The organism is Dactylosporangium sp. NPDC049140, assembly GCF_040648435.1.
Genome location: NZ_JBEZDS010000009.1, coordinates 18,923 through 33,788 on the forward strand (window position 1 = coordinate 18,923; position 14,866 = coordinate 33,788).

General features: G+C 72.9%; 16 protein-coding genes and 1 pseudogene. 5 read left to right on the plus strand and 12 right to left on the minus strand.

Annotated elements, in window-relative coordinates; translation table 11 throughout:
- Positions 1 to 29 precede the first annotated feature (29 nt).
- The 4 genes from menC to AB0B76_RS16860 all read right to left on the minus strand — a co-directional run bounded on the left by menC (position 30) and on the right by AB0B76_RS16860 (position 6,017).
- Entirely contained in the window at positions 30 to 1,109 is a 1,080-nt protein-coding gene (gene menC, locus AB0B76_RS16845) for an o-succinylbenzoate synthase (protein WP_360376055.1), read from the minus strand.
- Between the two features lie 146 nt (positions 1,110 to 1,255).
- The gene (locus AB0B76_RS16850) at positions 1,256 to 2,080 is read right to left on the minus strand and encodes a GNAT family N-acetyltransferase (protein WP_360375531.1); all 825 of its coding nucleotides are present in this window, start codon (positions 2,078 to 2,080) and stop codon (positions 1,256 to 1,258) included.
- Positions 2,077 to 3,207 carry a M20 family metallopeptidase gene (locus AB0B76_RS16855; RefSeq protein ID WP_360375533.1) on the minus strand — a complete coding sequence of 377 codons (1,131 nt, stop codon included), beginning with the start codon at positions 3,205 to 3,207 and terminating at the stop codon, positions 2,077 to 2,079. The genes AB0B76_RS16850 and AB0B76_RS16855 overlap by 4 nt, the downstream gene beginning before the upstream one ends.
- Entirely contained in the window at positions 3,204 to 6,017 is a 2,814-nt protein-coding gene (locus AB0B76_RS16860; protein WP_360375535.1) for a BTAD domain-containing putative transcriptional regulator, read from the minus strand. Before AB0B76_RS16860 ends, AB0B76_RS16855 begins: the two co-directional genes overlap by 4 nt.
- Positions 6,018 to 6,066: 49 nt before the next feature.
- On the opposite strand from AB0B76_RS16860, the gene AB0B76_RS16865 reads away from it, so the two are divergent.
- Both AB0B76_RS16865 and AB0B76_RS16870 read left to right on the plus strand, forming a co-directional pair.
- The gene (locus tag AB0B76_RS16865) at positions 6,067 to 6,435 is read left to right on the plus strand and encodes a PH domain-containing protein (protein WP_360375537.1); all 369 of its coding nucleotides are present in this window, start codon (positions 6,067 to 6,069) and stop codon (positions 6,433 to 6,435) included.
- Positions 6,436 to 6,451: 16 nt separating this feature from the next.
- Entirely contained in the window at positions 6,452 to 6,631 is a 180-nt protein-coding gene (locus AB0B76_RS16870; protein WP_360375539.1) for a DUF4236 domain-containing protein, read from the plus strand.
- 99 nt (positions 6,632 to 6,730) lie between these two features.
- Here the strand turns inward: AB0B76_RS16870 and AB0B76_RS16875 are convergent, their stop codons facing one another.
- A complete protein-coding gene (locus tag AB0B76_RS16875) occupies positions 6,731 to 6,865 on the minus strand; it encodes a hypothetical protein (protein WP_360375541.1) in 135 nt (44 codons plus the stop codon).
- 38 nt (positions 6,866 to 6,903) lie between these two features.
- Entirely contained in the window at positions 6,904 to 7,347 is a 444-nt protein-coding gene (locus tag AB0B76_RS16880) for a hypothetical protein (protein WP_360375543.1), read from the minus strand.
- An 81-nt stretch (positions 7,348 to 7,428) separates the two neighbouring features.
- Between AB0B76_RS16880 and AB0B76_RS16885 the strand changes: the two genes are divergently transcribed.
- Genes AB0B76_RS16885 through AB0B76_RS16895 form a run of 3 tightly spaced genes read left to right on the plus strand, consistent with a single transcriptional unit; the run spans position 7,429 to position 9,370 of the window.
- Positions 7,429 to 7,800, plus strand: coding sequence for a GntR family transcriptional regulator (locus AB0B76_RS16885; RefSeq protein WP_360375545.1), 372 nt, complete (start codon positions 7,429 to 7,431; stop codon positions 7,798 to 7,800).
- Entirely contained in the window at positions 7,797 to 8,675 is an 879-nt protein-coding gene (locus AB0B76_RS16890; RefSeq protein ID WP_360375547.1) for an ABC transporter ATP-binding protein, read from the plus strand. Before AB0B76_RS16885 ends, AB0B76_RS16890 begins: the two co-directional genes overlap by 4 nt.
- A complete protein-coding gene (locus AB0B76_RS16895; protein WP_360375549.1) occupies positions 8,672 to 9,370 on the plus strand; it encodes a hypothetical protein in 699 nt (232 codons plus the stop codon). The genes AB0B76_RS16890 and AB0B76_RS16895 overlap by 4 nt, the downstream gene beginning before the upstream one ends.
- Positions 9,371 to 9,439: 69 nt before the next feature.
- Here AB0B76_RS16895 and AB0B76_RS16900 read toward each other — a convergent pair whose 3' ends face one another.
- From AB0B76_RS16900 to argB, 6 genes and pseudogenes are all read right to left on the minus strand, one after another.
- Positions 9,440 to 9,874 carry a zinc-binding dehydrogenase gene (locus AB0B76_RS16900; RefSeq protein ID WP_360375551.1) on the minus strand — a complete coding sequence of 145 codons (435 nt, stop codon included), beginning with the start codon at positions 9,872 to 9,874 and terminating at the stop codon, positions 9,440 to 9,442.
- Positions 9,875 to 9,907: 33 nt separating this feature from the next.
- Positions 9,908 to 11,338, minus strand: coding sequence for an argininosuccinate lyase (gene argH, locus AB0B76_RS16905; protein ID WP_360375553.1), 1,431 nt, complete (start codon positions 11,336 to 11,338; stop codon positions 9,908 to 9,910).
- Between the two features lie 27 nt (positions 11,339 to 11,365).
- Positions 11,366 to 11,857 (minus strand): arginine repressor, encoded by a 492-nt coding sequence (gene argR, locus AB0B76_RS16910; RefSeq protein ID WP_360375555.1) that lies wholly within the window; start codon positions 11,855 to 11,857, stop codon positions 11,366 to 11,368.
- The gene (gene argF, locus AB0B76_RS16915; protein WP_360375557.1) at positions 11,854 to 12,762 is read right to left on the minus strand and encodes an ornithine carbamoyltransferase; all 909 of its coding nucleotides are present in this window, start codon (positions 12,760 to 12,762) and stop codon (positions 11,854 to 11,856) included. The genes argR and argF overlap by 4 nt, the downstream gene beginning before the upstream one ends.
- Positions 12,762 to 13,934: pseudogene (locus AB0B76_RS16920) on the minus strand (acetylornithine transaminase); the annotation flags it as partial. The pseudogene AB0B76_RS16920 and the gene argF, both read right to left, overlap by 1 nt.
- The gene (gene argB / locus AB0B76_RS16925; RefSeq protein WP_360375559.1) at positions 13,931 to 14,815 is read right to left on the minus strand and encodes an acetylglutamate kinase; all 885 of its coding nucleotides are present in this window, start codon (positions 14,813 to 14,815) and stop codon (positions 13,931 to 13,933) included. The gene argB and the pseudogene AB0B76_RS16920, both read right to left, overlap by 4 nt.
- Positions 14,816 to 14,866: the final 51 nt, after the last annotated feature.

The window sequence follows — 14,866 nt, forward strand, 5'->3', positions numbered from 1 at the left end:
GTTTGCTAACGCCCGTAAGGTTAGATCCGTCAGCTAACGCTTGTAAAGTTAATCCACTCTGTATCGGTCGTCACAGCGTCGAGGACCTCCCGCAGCGGCTCGACGCCGATGCCGGGGCCGGTCGGCACGGCCACGTGGCCGTCCTCGAGCACGAAGGGCGCGGTGATGTCCTGGGCGTAGTACCGGTCCGACGCCGAGGTGTCCCCCGGCAGCGTGAACCCGGGCAGCGCGGCGAGCGCGACGTTCGCGGCCCGCCCGAGGCCGGTCTCCAGCATCCCGCCGGCCCACACCGCGACCCCGTTGGCCGCGCACACGTCGTGGACGCGGCGGGCCTCGAGGTACCCGCCGACCCGCCCCGGCTTGATGTTGACGATCCGGCAGGCGCCCAGCGCGATCGCGTCGGCCGCGGCCCGGGCGCTGACGATCGACTCGTCGAGGCAGATCGGGGTGCGGATCAGCGTGGCCAGCCGGGCGTGCCCGCGGATGTCGTCCTCCGGCAGCGGCTGCTCGATGAGCAGCAGGCCGAACGGGTCGAGCCGGGCCAGCCGGTCGGCATCGGTAAGCGTGTACGCGGTGTTCGCGTCGACCTGCAGCAGCACGTCGTCGCCGAAGCGCTCCCGCACGGCGCGGACCGGCTCGACGTCCCAGCCGGGCTCGATCTTGAGCTTGATCCGCAGGTAGCCGGCGTCGAGGTACATCGCCACCGCGTCGAGCAGGGCCGGGATCGAGTCCATGATGCCGACGGAGACGCCGGCCGGGACGGTCTCCTTCACCGCGCCGAGGAACGCGCCCAGCGGCAGGCCGGCCGCGCGCAGGTGCGCGTCGAGCACGGCGGTCTGCACCGCCGCCTTGGCCATGGGGTGGCCCTTGAGCGGCTCGAAGAGCGGCTCGAGCTGATACACGTGACCGTCGAAGCGGCGCAGGAGCGGGATGAGGTACCGCTTGATGAACGCCTGCGCGCCGTCGACGTACTCCGGCGAGTAGAGCGGCCCGGACAGCGCCACGCACTCGCCCCAGCCCTCGGCCTCGGCCGTGACGGCGCGCACGAGCAGCACGTCACGCTCGTGCTCGGTGCCGAACGAGGTGCGGAACGGCGCGACGAGCGGCATCGCCACCCGCCGGAGCTCGATCCCGTGCAACTTCGTCGTCGCGACGTTGGAACTGAGCCCCTGATGAGCGGCCCCAATGCCCAGTCTGGCTCGATGCGGCTTCGCGCGGACCGACCCAGACCAGGCACCGCTGCGCTCCGGCCCGCTCATGCGGCCCGCGCCAGGAGGTAGCGGCCGTCCCGGGCCACGCCGGCGATGTGGTAGCCGGCCGCGAGCCGGCCCATGAGCGCGTCGCGGACCGCGACCCGCCAGGCCAGCGCCGCCTCCCGGTCGGCCGCGCGCAGACCCTCGGCGTCGGCGGGGACGGCTACGGAAAGTACACCCGGAGCATCCGGCAGATCGTGGACCTCCGGCCGCCCGCCGGGGGTGCGGGAGACGAGCGGCACCGCGCCCTCGGCGTCCGCGACTGCCGCGGCCCCCAGCGGGCGCTCCAGCCGCCACACGACGAGCAGCCGGTCGGTCAGGTCGCCGGTGTTGATGCCGTCGGTCATCGGGCCGTAGAACTCGGGCAGGTACTCGACCGCCTCGGCGCCGAGCTTCTGCAGGTTGAAGTAGGCGTTGCGCAGGATCAAGGGGTCGTACGTCCAGTGCACCTGCCCGACCCCGCGGGCCCGCGTCCAGGCGCGCTGGTGCAGCTTGAGGGCGAAGCCGACGCCGTGCCCGTGCCCGTCGCGCTCCACGCCGGCCAGGTGCGAATGCAGGTGTACGTGGTCGCCGGTGCGGCCGAAGAACCCGACCGCCGCGCCGACGAGGACGGCGCCGCGGTAGGCGCCCGCGACGTAGTTGCCGGAGTGGACGTACGTGCGCAGCATCGACGGCGACGCGATCTCGGCCGGGTGCTCGGCCCGCCAGACCCGCTGCAGCAGCGCGGAGCACTCCGCCAGCTCGGCCGTGGCGGACAGCTCGACCACCTTGACCCCGATGCGGTCGGCCGCGGCCGCCGCGTCGCTCCAAGCCTCGGCGGCGCTCACTCCGCCCGCCCGATCGTCGCGGCCAGCGTGCTGACGAGTGCGGCCCGCTCCGGCAGGCTGGACAACTCGATCCACTCCCCCTCCGCGTGCGCGTTGCCGCCGATCGCGCCGAGCCCGTCGAGGGTCCGCACGCCGATGCCGGCGGTGAGGTTGCCGTCGGAGCCGCCACCGACCGCCTCGCCGACGGCCGCGTTTCCGGTCAGCCGGGCGGTGAGCCGCTGGGCGAGCGCGAACAGCTCGCTCGCGGCCGTCTCCGGCATCGCCGGGCGGGCCGGGCCCAGCTCGACGTCGACCCGCGCGCCCGGCAGCACCGGCTGCAGCGCACGCAGGGCGGCGTCGACCCGGCTCATTTCCTCGGGGTCGAAGGAGCGCACGTCGACGCTGATCCGGGCCACGGCCGGCACGGTGTTGCTCGTGGTGCCGGCGACGGAGTCGGTCGGCGTGACCGTGGTGCCGCGCTCGGGCTCGTTGAGCTCGACGATGCGCAGGACCTGGTGGGCCAGCTCGACGCCCGCGTTGACGCCGAGGTGCGGGGCGTTGCCGGCGTGCGATGCGCGGCCGGTGATCCGCACCGTGTAGTGCGCGATGCCCTTGCGGGCGACCTTGAGCCGGCCGTGGGAGCTGCCCTCCAGCACCAGCGCGCCGGCCGCGCCGCGGGCGGTGTCCTGGATCAGCTCGGTCGAGGTCGGCGAGCCGATCTCCTCGTCGGCGTTGACGACCACGGCCACGCCGTCGAGGTCCGGGCACGCGGCGAGGGCGTGGAAAAGTACGACCAGGCCGCCCTTCATGTCGACCACGCCGGGGCCGGTGGCCCGGTCGCCGTCGACGGAGAACGGCCAGCGGGCCAGCGTGCCGCGCGGCCACACGGTGTCGTGGTGGCCGATGAGCACGACGCGGGTCGGGCCGCCACCGAAGCGCCAGCGCAGGTGCGGCCGGTCGGCGACCACGATGCGCTCCGGGGCCGCGCCGGTGAGGCGGGTGCCGAGCGCGGCGACCACGTCGGCGCTGCGGGCCAGGGCGTCGGGGTCCGACGACGGGGACTCCACTGCGATGAGCTCGGCCAGGTCGTCTCGCATCCGCGGGGCGGCGGCCGAAAGTTCCGCCCGTAAGGTGTCCAGCGCCGTCATCCCCTCACGGTAGCGGGCCCACCGACCGGAAGCTTGGCGCGCACCGCGGCCGCCTGTGCGGGATCCAGCTCATCGAGGATGTCGAGGCTGTGCCGCCAGGCCTCGGCGGCCGCGGCCTTGTCGCCGAGATCGTGATGTGCGTCACCGAGGTGGGACAGCACGCAGGCCTGGCCCGAGCGGTCGCCGAGCTCGCGGTAGGCGCGCAGCGCGTGGCCGTAGCAGGCCACCGCCTGGCGCGGGTCGCCGAGGCGGTGGTGGGCGTAGCCGACCGCGTCCCAGGTGCCCGCCTCGCCGTGGCGATCGCCGACCTCACGGTTCTCCACCAGCGCGTCGCGGCACCGGCGCAGGGCCCGCTCGTACTCCCCCAGCTGCCCCATAATCCAGCCGGTCGCGTTCAGGGCGCGGGCCCGCCACAGCTTGTCGCCGATGCGCTCGAAGAGGGCGAGGGCCTGCTCGCTGTGGCTCAGCGCGTCGCGGTACCGCCGCTGGGCGTGCTGCAGCCAGCCCAGGTGGAAGTGCGCGCGGGCCAGCCCGGGCGCGTCGTCGAGCTGCTCGTACAGGCACAGGGCGGTCCAGAGGTACTGGTGGGCCTCGTCGAAGCGGCCGATCCGCGCGTACACCTGGCCCAGCTCGCACGAGGCCGCGCCCTGGCCCGGGCGGTCGCCGAGGCGGCGCAGGGCCCGCAGCGCCGCCTCCTGGATGGCGACCAGCTCCTGCCACTGCCCGTGCCAGTCCAGGAACGTCGTCATCGCCGCGGCGAGGCGCCAGGTGTGCTCGTCGAGGCCCAGTTCGTCGGCGAGGCGTACCGCGGCCAGGACCGACCGGTGCTCGTCGGCGAACCACGCCTGGGCCTGCTCCCGCGGCGGGGCCGGCACCGCGATCGCCGGGTGCCGGGCGGCCCGCGGCGCCGGGTCCCGGGCCGGGTCGAGCCGCAGCGCCGCGGCCTGGGCGGTGCCGAGGTAGTGCTCGAGCAGGCGGTGCACGGCGGCGGCCCGCTCCTCGTCGGGGTCGTGGGTCTCGACCAGTTCCGTGGCGTACGCGCGCAACAGATCGTGGAAGGTGTACCGCCCCGGCCGCTGCTCCACCACGAGCCCGGCCCGGTCCAGCTCGGCCAGGGCGGTGCGGGCGGCGGGGAGCGGGGCCCCGGCCAGGCTCGCCACGGCGTCGATGCCCAGGTCCGGGCCCGGCCCCAGGCTCATGCGGCGCAGCACCTCGGCGGCGGCGGGGCTCAGCGCGCGGTACGACCACGAGAGCACCGCCCGCACGTCGGAGGCCGGGTCCGCGCCGGCGATCGCGTCCAGCGTCGAGCGCCGCGCGCCCAGCTCGTCGGCGAGCGCGGACAACGGCAGCTCCGGGCGGGTCGCGGCCCGGCCCGCGACGACGACGAGCGCGAGCGGCAGCCGGGCGCAGCGGGCCACGATCCGCTCGACCGCGTCCGGCTCGGCCGCGACCCGGCGCGCCCCGAGCCGGCTCACCAGCAGGTCGCGCGCCTCGCCGTCGGTGAGCAGGTCCACGGGCACGGGCACGGCGCCCTCGATCGCCACCAGCGAGGTCAGCGGGTCGCGGCTGGTGACCACGACCAGGCAGCCGGGCGCGGCCGGCAGCAGCGGCCGGACCTGCTCGGCGTCGCGCACGTTGTCGAGCACGATCAGCACCCGCCGGCCGGCGAGCTGGCTGCGCAGCAGGGCCGAGAGCCCGGCGAGGTCGGCCGGGATCCGCTCGGCCGGCACGCCCAGGGCGTCGAGGAACCCGCGCACGGCGACGGCCGGCGGCATCGGGGTGTCGGCGGGGTCGAAGCCGCGGAGGTTGACGTACAGCTGCCCGTCGGGGAAACGGTCGGCGACCCGGTGCGCCCAGTGCACGGCGAGGGCCGATTTGCCGACGCCCGCGGTACCCGAGACAACGGCGACGAACACGGCGCTGCCGGGCGGGGTCCACTCGGCCGGCAGCAGCGCGTCGAGCCGGGCCAGCTGCCCGTCGCGCCCGGCGAAGGTCCGCACGGCCAGCGGGATCTGGGCCGGCCGGGTCCGCACCGGCTCGGGGGCGGCGACGGTCACCGGGGCCGGGGCCGGCGGCGGGTCGAGCCCCTCGTCCTGGCGCAGCATGGCCGACTCCAGCTCGCGCAGGGCCGGGCCGGGCTCGATGCCGAGGTCCTCGCGCAGGGTCCGGCGCAGGCGCTGGAAGGCGCTCAGGGCGTCGGCCTGGCGGCCCATGCGGTACAGCGCGAGCATGAGCTGCCCGTGCAGCTGCTCGTCGAACGGGTGCTCGCGGGTCAGCTGCTCGAGCTCGGGCAGGAGCTGGGCGTGCTGGCCGAGGCCCAGTCGCGCCTGCAGCAGCGCCCGCTTGCCCTGCAGCCACAGCTGTCCCAGCCGCTCGGCCTGCTCCTCCAGCCACGTCACGCCGGTCGCGTCGGCCATCGGCTGGCCGCGCCACAGGTCCAGGGCGCGCTGCAGATCCCGGGCCCGGCCGGCGTCCTCGCCGGAGCGCAGGGCGGCGCCGATGAGCCGCTCGGCCACGGCGACATCGGTGCCGTCCGGACCGAGGTCGAGCACGTACCCGGGCGGGCGGGAGCGCACGGCGCCCTTGTCCGAGAGGGTGCGGCGAAGGTACGACAGGTGACTCTGCAGCGCGTTGACGGCATTCGGGGGCGCGGCACCGTCCCAGACCAGGTCGACCAGGCGCCCGGTGCTCACCACCTCACCGGCGTGCAGACCGAGGATTGCGAGCACCGCCTTGCGGCGCAAACCCATGACCGGCCGGGGTTCGCCGCCGACCAGCACGTCGATCGGTCCGAGCAGCCGCACCCGCACGCCGAAACTCTACACCGGGCACGTTGTGGTCGGCGTCTATCTTGAAGGCATGGCGCAGCAGGCGAAGTACGACCGACGGGAGCAGTACGAGCAGATCGTCTCCGGCCTGCTGCCGGGCGAGACCATCATCGCGGTCTATGACGCGGTGGGGGTCGGCACCGGCTTCATCGGCCTCACCGACAAGCGGGTAATCATGCAGGACCGCTCGTTCGTCGGTAAGCGGGTGGCGATCACGTCAATCCCGTACGGCAAGGTGACCGCCGTCTCCGTCGTGAGCAACAAGTCGTGGGCGGGCAGCTTCTTCAGCAGCGGTACCATCGCCGTGCACGTCGGCACGCACACGTACGAAGTGGACGTTCGCGGCGTGGAGAAGACCCAGCACATCCACAACGTGATCCTGCATTACGCCGCCCGATAGACCCCCGGAGGATTCGTTGCCGATCCTGTTCCGCAAGGCGTTTCGCATCGGCCCGCTGATGCTGAACTTCACCCCGAAGGGCTTCTCCTCCTGGGGCTTGAAGATCGGCCGCTGGTCGTGGAACTCGCGCACCCGCGCCCACCGTTACGACCTGCCGGGGCCCTTCTCCTGGCGCAGCAAAGGCAAGCGGAGCTGAGTTTCCCGCTCCGCTCGTGGGCACCTTCCGTGGGCGAAGGGGCCGGGTTCGTTGATGGTGCGGCCTTCACAGACCGCACCACGTGATTCTCTTTGCCTTTTACAGCCGATAGAAGTCGGTGTAGTGGGTGGTGCACGAGGAGTAGACCGACGCATTGGCGGCGGTCGCCGGCGCGACGAGCAGCCCGGTCAGCAGGACGACGGCCACGGCGAGACGGCTCAGCATCTTCGTCATGACGCCATCGTCGTATGTAAATATCGACGTGCGGAAGATTACTTATGAACAGGTACCGCCGCGATATGTAACGACACGACCGGCAGCGCGCGCGGGTCAACGCTCCACTCCGCGGCCGTGCGGAACACGTCGTTCTCGTCGATGAGCGCGTCCTCGTCGGACACCGTGACGTCCGCGCCGTAGGCCCGGGCCCAGCGGTGCATCACCAGGCTGCGGTCGGTCGAGAAGTACTGCACCTCGGCCCCGAGCCGCATCGACAGCGCCGCGATGCCGCTCCAGCGGAACAGCCACTTCCCCGCCACCAGGCACCACTTGTCCACGACCGCGACCACCACCCGGTCGTCGGTGAAGTGCGCCAGGTCCAGCCCGGTGCGCGGCTCGACCACCCCGAGGTCGCGCAGTTCCAGCGCGTCCATCACGTGCTCCGCCTCGGCCGCCACGGCCAGCCACGCCATCTTCGGCCCGAAGCCCACTTTCGCCATGTCAGAAACATAGCGCTTGACACCCGGGTTCGTCGGTTGCATGGTTAGTTACATGAGTAATGAACCAAGCAACCTGGATCGATGATGGACGGCGGGCGGCCGATCTTCCTCCAGATCGCGGAGCAGATCGAGAACTCGGTCATCGACGGCAGCCTGCCCGAGGAGAGCCAGGTGCCCTCGACCAACGAGCTCGCCGCCTTCCACCGGATCAACCCCGCGACCGCCGCCAAGGGCGTCAACCAGCTCGTCGACGACGGAATCCTCTACAAGAAGCGAGGCATCGGCATGTTCGTCTCCCCCGGCGCGCAGGCCAAGCTCCGGCAGCGCCGGCGCGACCAGTTCGCCGAGCAGTACCTGCGACCGCTGCTCGCCGAGGCGGCGAAGCTCGGCATCGACGGCACCGAGCTCACGTCCATGATCGAGCAGCACCTGGAGAAGGGGATGCACCGATGAGCACGATCGTGCGCGCCCACGGCCTCACCAAGCACTTCCGCGGCGTGAAGGCCCTCGACGGGGTCAGCTTCGAGCTCCAGCGCAACTGCATCTACGGGCTCCTCGGCCGCAACGGCGCCGGCAAGACCACCCTCATGCAGGTCCTCACCGGCCAGCAGATCGCCACGTCGGGCACCCTCGAGGTGTTCGGCGGCCACCCCTTCGAGAACGAACGGGTCCTCGGGCAGATCGCCTTCGTGAAGGAGAGCCAGCGGTACCCGGACAACTTCCGCGTCCGCGACGCGCTCTTCGCCGCCCGGCTGCTGTTCCCGTACTGGGACGAGGCCTTCGCCCGCGCCCTCGTGCACGACTTCGGCCTGCCGGAGAAGCGCGTGGTCAAGAAGCTCTCCCGCGGCCAGCTCTCCGCGCTCGGCGTGACCCTGGGCCTGGCCGCGCGCGCTCCCCTCACCTTCTTCGACGAGCCGTACCTCGGCCTGGACGCCGTCGCCCGGCAGCTGTTCTACGACCGCCTGCTCGCCGACTACGCGGAGTTCCCGCGCACCGTCGTGCTGTCCACGCACCTGATCGACGAGGTCAGCGACCTGATCGAGCACGTACTGCTCATCGAGCGCGGCCGGGTGGTGCTCGACGAGACCGCCGACGCCCTGCGCGGGCAGGTCCTGACCCTGACCGGCCCGGCCGGCGCGGTCGACGCCCTGACCGCCAACGCCGACGAGCTGCACCGCGAGCGGCTGGGCCCGCTGACCCGCGCGACCGTGCGCGGCCGCGTGGAGCCGGGCGAGGCCCGCGCGGCGGGGGTCGAGCTCCAGCCGGTCTCCCTGCAACAGCTGGTCGTCCGCATCACCAACGCCGCCGCGAAGGAGTCCGTGTCGTGAACCGCATCCTGTCGATCGCGCGCCTGCTGACCCTGGGCCGCAACGACGCCCTGGTGTGGCCGGTCGCCATCCTCGGCTTCGCCTTCGCCGTCAACCTGCTCGTCTTCGCCAACATCCCCAGCGACGCGCTCGACTCCGACCCCGTCAGCGGCGCCCTGGCGAGCATCTACATCACCTCGCTGGCCTTCGGCGCCGTCGCGGTGAACCAGCACTTCCCGTTCGCCCTGGGCATGGGCGTGACCCGCCGCGAGTTCACCGCGGGCCTGGCACTCTTCGGCCTCGTGCAGGTCCTGGTGTACTCCACCCTGCTCGTGATCCTGCAGGCCATCGAGGACGCGACGAACGGCTGGGGCCTGCGCCTGCGCTTCTTCGGCCTCGGCTTCATCGACGAGCACTCGGTGCCGGTGCAGTTCGCCATCTACGCCGTGCCCCTGATGGCGATGACGCTGATCGGCATCGCGGCGGGCGCCCTGTACCTGCGCTGGCGCGCCAACGGCATCATGACCGCCACGACGCTGCTCCTGCTGCTGGCGGGCGGCGCGACGGCCCTGATCGGGCGGGCCGGCAAGTGGCCGGCGGTCGGACACTGGCTGACGAACACGAGCCTGGTGTCGCTGACGGCGGTCTGGCCCCTGGTCCTGGTGGCCCTGCTGGCGACGGGTTCCTGGCTCTCACTGCGCCGGGCGACCCTCTGACCCAACCGGCCGACGAAAAGTCCGACACTTCGTGATCGGACTTTTCGGACTTATACCCCGACGGGGTATTCAGGGGCGTAAGACCAGTTTCCCGGAGGTATGTCCGGACTCGCCGGACTCGTGGGCCGCCGCCGCCTCGGCCAGCGGGAACACCCGGTCGACGAGCACCCGGATCTCCCCCTCCAGCGCGTGCCCGGGCAGCACGTCCAGGCCGGCCCGGTCGGGCTCGACGAGCATGGGAACACCCTCGACGTCGACGACGGCCCGGGCGTCCTCGTCGTTGAGCGCCACGCCGGCGACCTCCCACCCGAGCGTGAACGGCGGCGCCCCGAGCCGGCCGCCGCTCGCCCGGGTCTTCCAGTCGGCGGGGTTCACGCCGATCGCCCGCGTCTCGACGAGGATCTCGGTCGGCCCGGGCACCGGCACGTCGGCCTCGACGACCCGGAGCACGTCCGGGCCGCCGAGCACGTCCTGCGTGATCTTCCGTATGCCCGAATTGTCCAAAAAAATGGGGGGTGGGCGGAGCGACCCCGAAGATCAATCGCGCGGGATAACCTGCTGACCGGACCAGTCGCGCCAGCGGTCGAGCTTGTCCGCGGCCACCGCCAGCTGGTCCGACACCGGGCCGGGGCCGGTCGAGCCCGGCGTGATCCGCGCCGCCAGCGCGCCCGGCACCGAGAAGACCTCCCGGACCGACGGCGTCAGGTGCGGGCTCACCGCCGCCAGGTCCTCGTCGCTCACCTCGTCGAGGCCGATGTCCCGGGCCGCGCAGATGACGACCAGCTTGCCGGTGATCTCGTGGGCCTCGCGGAACGGTACGTCCTGGCGGACCAGCCACTCGGCGACCTCGGTGGCCAGGGTGTAGCCGATCGGCGCCTGCGCCGCGAGGTTGTCCACGCGCACCGTCATCGTCGAGATCATGCCGGCCAGGGCCGGCAGGACCAGCTCCAGCGTGTCGACGGAGTCGAAGACGGGCTCCTTGTCCTCCTGGAGGTCCCGGTCGTACGCGAGCGCCAGCCCCTTCAGCATCGTCAGCACGCCGGTGAGGTTGCCCACGAGGCGGCCGGACTTGCCGCGGGCGAGCTCGGCGATGTCCGGGTTCTTCTTCTGCGGCATGATCGACGAGCCGGTCGCGAACGCGTCGTCGAGCTGCACCCAGCCGAAGTTCGGCGTCGTCCAGAGCACCACCTCCTCGCCGAGGCGGGACAGGTGCACGCCGGTGAGGGCGGCCACGAAGAGGAACTCGGCGACGAAGTCGCGGTCGGCCACGGCGTCGATCGAGTTCGGCGCGGCGTGGTCGAAGCCGAGCTCCTTGGCGACCTGGGTCGGGTCGAGCGGCAGCGACGAGCCGGCCAGCGCGCCGGCGCCCAGGGGGCTCACCGAGGTGCGGGTGTCCCAGTCGCGCAGCCGGTCGAGGTCGCGCAGCAGGGCCTGGACGTGGGCGAGCAGCTGGTGGCCGAAGGAGATCGGCTGGGCGGGCTGCAGGTGGGTGAAGCCGGGCGCGGGCGTGTCGATGTGCCGGGCCGCCTGCTCCATGAGGGCGTCGGCGAGCTCGACGATGCGGGCGGCGACGCCCCGGGCGTGGTCGCGCATGTACAGCCGCAGGTCGGTGGCGACCTGGTCGTTGCGCGAGCGGCCGGCCCGCAGCTTCCCGCCGAGCGTGCCGAGGCGCTCCAGCAGGCCCCGCTCGAGCGCGGTGTGCACGTCTTCGTCGTCGACCGTCGGGCGGAAGTCGCCGGCCGCGCAGGCGGACTCGAGGTCGTCGAGGGCGGCGAGCATCCGGCCGAGCTCGTCGGCGTCCAGCAGCCCGGCGCGGGCCAGGACCCGGGCGTGGGCGCGGGAGCCGGCGATGTCGTACGGGGCGAGGCGCCAGTCGAACTGCACGCTCACGGACAGGCGCGCCAGGGCCTCCGCGGGGCCACCGGCGAAGCGCCCGCCCCAGAGGCGGGTAGGAGTTTCAGAAGACACGCAGACGATCCTTCCACAAACACAAGATCAGCCGAGCTGGGCCCATTCGCTCAGCTTCGCGGCCAGCAGGTCGCCGGCGCTCGGGCGGGCGGGGTCGGGCGCCTGGCGCGCGACGACCAGGATCGTGTCGTCGCCCGCGATGGTGCCCACGATGTCGGGCAGGCCGGTGCGGTCGATCGCGCTGGCCAGGAACTGCGCGGCCCCGGGCGGGGTCCGCAGCACCACGAGGTTGCCGGAGCAGTCGACGCCGGTCAGCAGCTCGCGCAGCAGCCGGATGAGCCGCGTCGGCGCCTCCTCGGCCGGGCGCAACGCGCGCTCGCCGTCCTCGGGGATGAGGTACGCCCCGCGCACCTTCACCGCCCGCAGCTCCTCCAGGTCCCGCGACAGCGTCGCCTGGGTCACCTGGAACCCGTCCCCCGCCAGCAGCTCGGCAAGCTCGGTCTGGGAGTGCACGGCCGAGCCGCGGATGAGCGACGAGATGCGATCCAGACGAGCGGCCTTGGTCGTCGGAGCGCTCATCGTCGCTCGTTCAGGAATGTCAGCAGGGCCTTCTGCGCGTGCAGCCGGTTCTCCGCCTCGTCCCAGATCGCCGACTGCGGCCCGTCCATCACCGCCGAGGTGATCTCGTCGCCCCGATGGGCCGGCAGGCAGTGCAGCACGATCGCCTCCGGCTTGGCGTTGACGAGCAGGGCCTCGTTGATCTGGTACGGCCGGAAGGGCGTGCGCCGGTCCAGCCCGTCGCCCTCCTGGCCCATCGAGACCCACGTGTCGGTCACCACCACGTCGGCGTCCTTGGCCGCCTCGACCGCGTCGGGCACGACCTCGACCACGCCCTGGGCGCGCGCGGCGGCCAGCACGGCCGCGTCGGGCTCGAACCCGGCCGGACCCGAGAGCCGCACCCGCATCCCGGCGAGGGTGCCGGCGAGCGCGTACGAGTGCGCCATGTTGTTGGCGGTGTCCCCGAGGTACGTCAGGATGCGCCCCTGGGTCGTCCCGAAGCGCTCGCGGACCGTCTGCAGGTCGGCCAGCAGCTGGCAGGGGTGGAACCCGTCGGTCAGGGCGTTGACGACCGGCACGGTGGCCCCGGCCGCGAGCTCGCCGACCCGCACGTCGGAGTTCGAGCGGATGACGATCGCGTCGACGTAGCGGGACAGGACCTTCGCCGCGTCGCCGATCTCCTCGCCGCGCCCGAAGTGCGTCGTGGTCGCGTCGATGATGAGCGGCGTGCCGCCGAGCTGGGCGATGCCGACCTCGAACGAGACCCGGGTGCGCAGCGACGGCTTCTCGAAGATGACCGCGACCGACTTGCCGGCCAGCGGGGTGAAGCCGGTGCGGTCGGCCTTCATCGCCGCCGCCAGTTCGAGGACCTGCAGCTGCTCGGCCGCGCTGAGGTCATCATCGCGAAGGAAATGCCGGACGGTCATGACGGCTGCACCGCGGTCAGCGCCGGGCCGAGCGCGGCCACGAACGCGTCGGCCTGCTCGTCGGTGAGGATCAGCGGCGGCGCGATGCGCAGCACGTCGGGCTGGGCGGCCTGGGCCAGGAAGCCCTCGTCGCGCAGGACGGCGGCGAGCGCGCCGGCCGCCGGGCCGCGCAGCACGATGCCGAGCAGCAGGCCGGAGCCGCGCACGCCGGTGACGAGCGGGTGGCCGAGCGCCTCGACGCCGCGGCGGATCCGCTCGCCGAGCCGCTTGGTCGCGTCGAGCAGGTGCTCGGACTCGATGGTGTCGAGCACCGCCAGGGCGGCGGCGCAGCAGACCGGGTTGCCGCCGAACGTGGAGGCGTGCATGCCCGGGCCGAGCAGCGTGGCGGCCTCGTCGAAGGCGATCATCGCGCCGAGCGGCAGGCCGCCGCCGAGGCCCTTGGCGAGGGTGACGACGTCGGGGCGTACGCCCTCGGCCTGGTGGGCGAACCAGTAGCCGGTGCGCCCGATGCCCGTCTGCACCTCGTCGAGGGCGAGCAGGGCGCCGTGGGCGGCGGTGAGCTCACGGGCGGCGGTGAGATACCCGGCCGGCGGTACCACCACACCCGACTCGCCCTGGATCGGCTCCAGCAGCACCATCGCGGTCGCGTCGTCGACGGCGGCGGCGAGCGCGGCGACGTCGCCGTAGGGCACGTGGACCACGTCGCCGGGCAGCGGCAGGAACGGCTGCTGCTTGGCCGGCTGCCCGGTCAGCGCCAGGGCGCCCATGGTGCGGCCGTGGAAGCCGGCCTCGGCCGCGACGATCTTCGTGCGCCCGGTGCGCCGGGAGAGCTTGAACGCGGCCTCGTTGGCCTCGGCGCCGGAGTTGCCGAAGAACACCGCGCCGGGCCGGCCGGCCAGGGCCAGCAGGCGTTCGGCGAGGGTGACGACGGGCGGCGAGGCGAACAGGTTCGACACGTGCCCGAGGGTCGCGATCTGCTCGGAGACCGCGGCGACGACGGCCGGGTGGCCGTGGCCGAGCAGGTTGACGGCGATGCCGCCGAGGAGGTCCACATAGGACCGACCGGCCTCGTCCACGACGACCGCGCCGCGCCCGCTGACCAGACCCAGCTGCGGCGGCCCGTACGTGTTCATGACCGACTGCTCGAACCGCGAAACCAACGCCCCGGTCATTGCGCCACCACCATCGTCCCGAAACCCTCCGACGTGAACACTTCCAGCAGGAGCGAGTGTGGTACCCGCCCGTCGACGACGTGCGCGGCCGGCACCCCGCCCTTGACCGCCCGCAGGCAGGCCTCCATCTTCGGCACCATCCCGGCCTCCAGGGTGGGCAGTAGCTCCGTGAGCTCGTCGGCGGTCAGCTGCGAGATGAGCGACGACGGGTCCGGATAGTTGCGGTACAGGCCCTCGACGTCGGTGAGGACCACGAGCTTGCGCGCCTGCAGCGCGACGGCGAGCGCGCCGGCCGCGGTGTCGGCGTTGAGGTTGTGCAGCACCCCGTCGGCGTCGGGCGCGACCGTCGACACGACCGGGATGCGCCCGGCCGCGATGAGGTCGGCGACGGCCGAGATGTTGACCCGCTCGACGTCGCCGACCTGGCCGATGTCGACGGGCGCGCCGTCGATGATGGCCGGGCGGCGCACGGCGGTGAACAGCCCGGCATCCTCGCCCGACATGCCGACCGCGTGCGGGCCGTGCTCGTTGATGAGCCCGACGAGCTCGCGGCCGACCTGGCCGACGAGCACCATCCGCACCACGTCGGCGGTCTCCGGGGTGGTGACGCGCAGGCCGCCCTTGAACTCGCTGGCGATGCCCAGCCGCTTGAGCATGGCCGAGATCTGCGGGCCGCCGCCATGCACGACGACGGGCTTGAGGCCGACGTGGCGCAGGAACACCATGTCGGCGGCGAAGGCGCGCTTGAGCTCGTTGTCGACCATGGCGTTGCCGCCGTACTTGACCACTACGGTCGAGCCCGAGAACCGCTCCAGCCACGGCAGCGCCTCGATGAGCGTGTTGGCCTTGCCGAGCGCGATGCCGAGGTCCCGTCCGTTCATGCGCCTCCGCTTCGCTCCGGACGCCTGAACGTCGGGCTGAGCTTCCTGGTG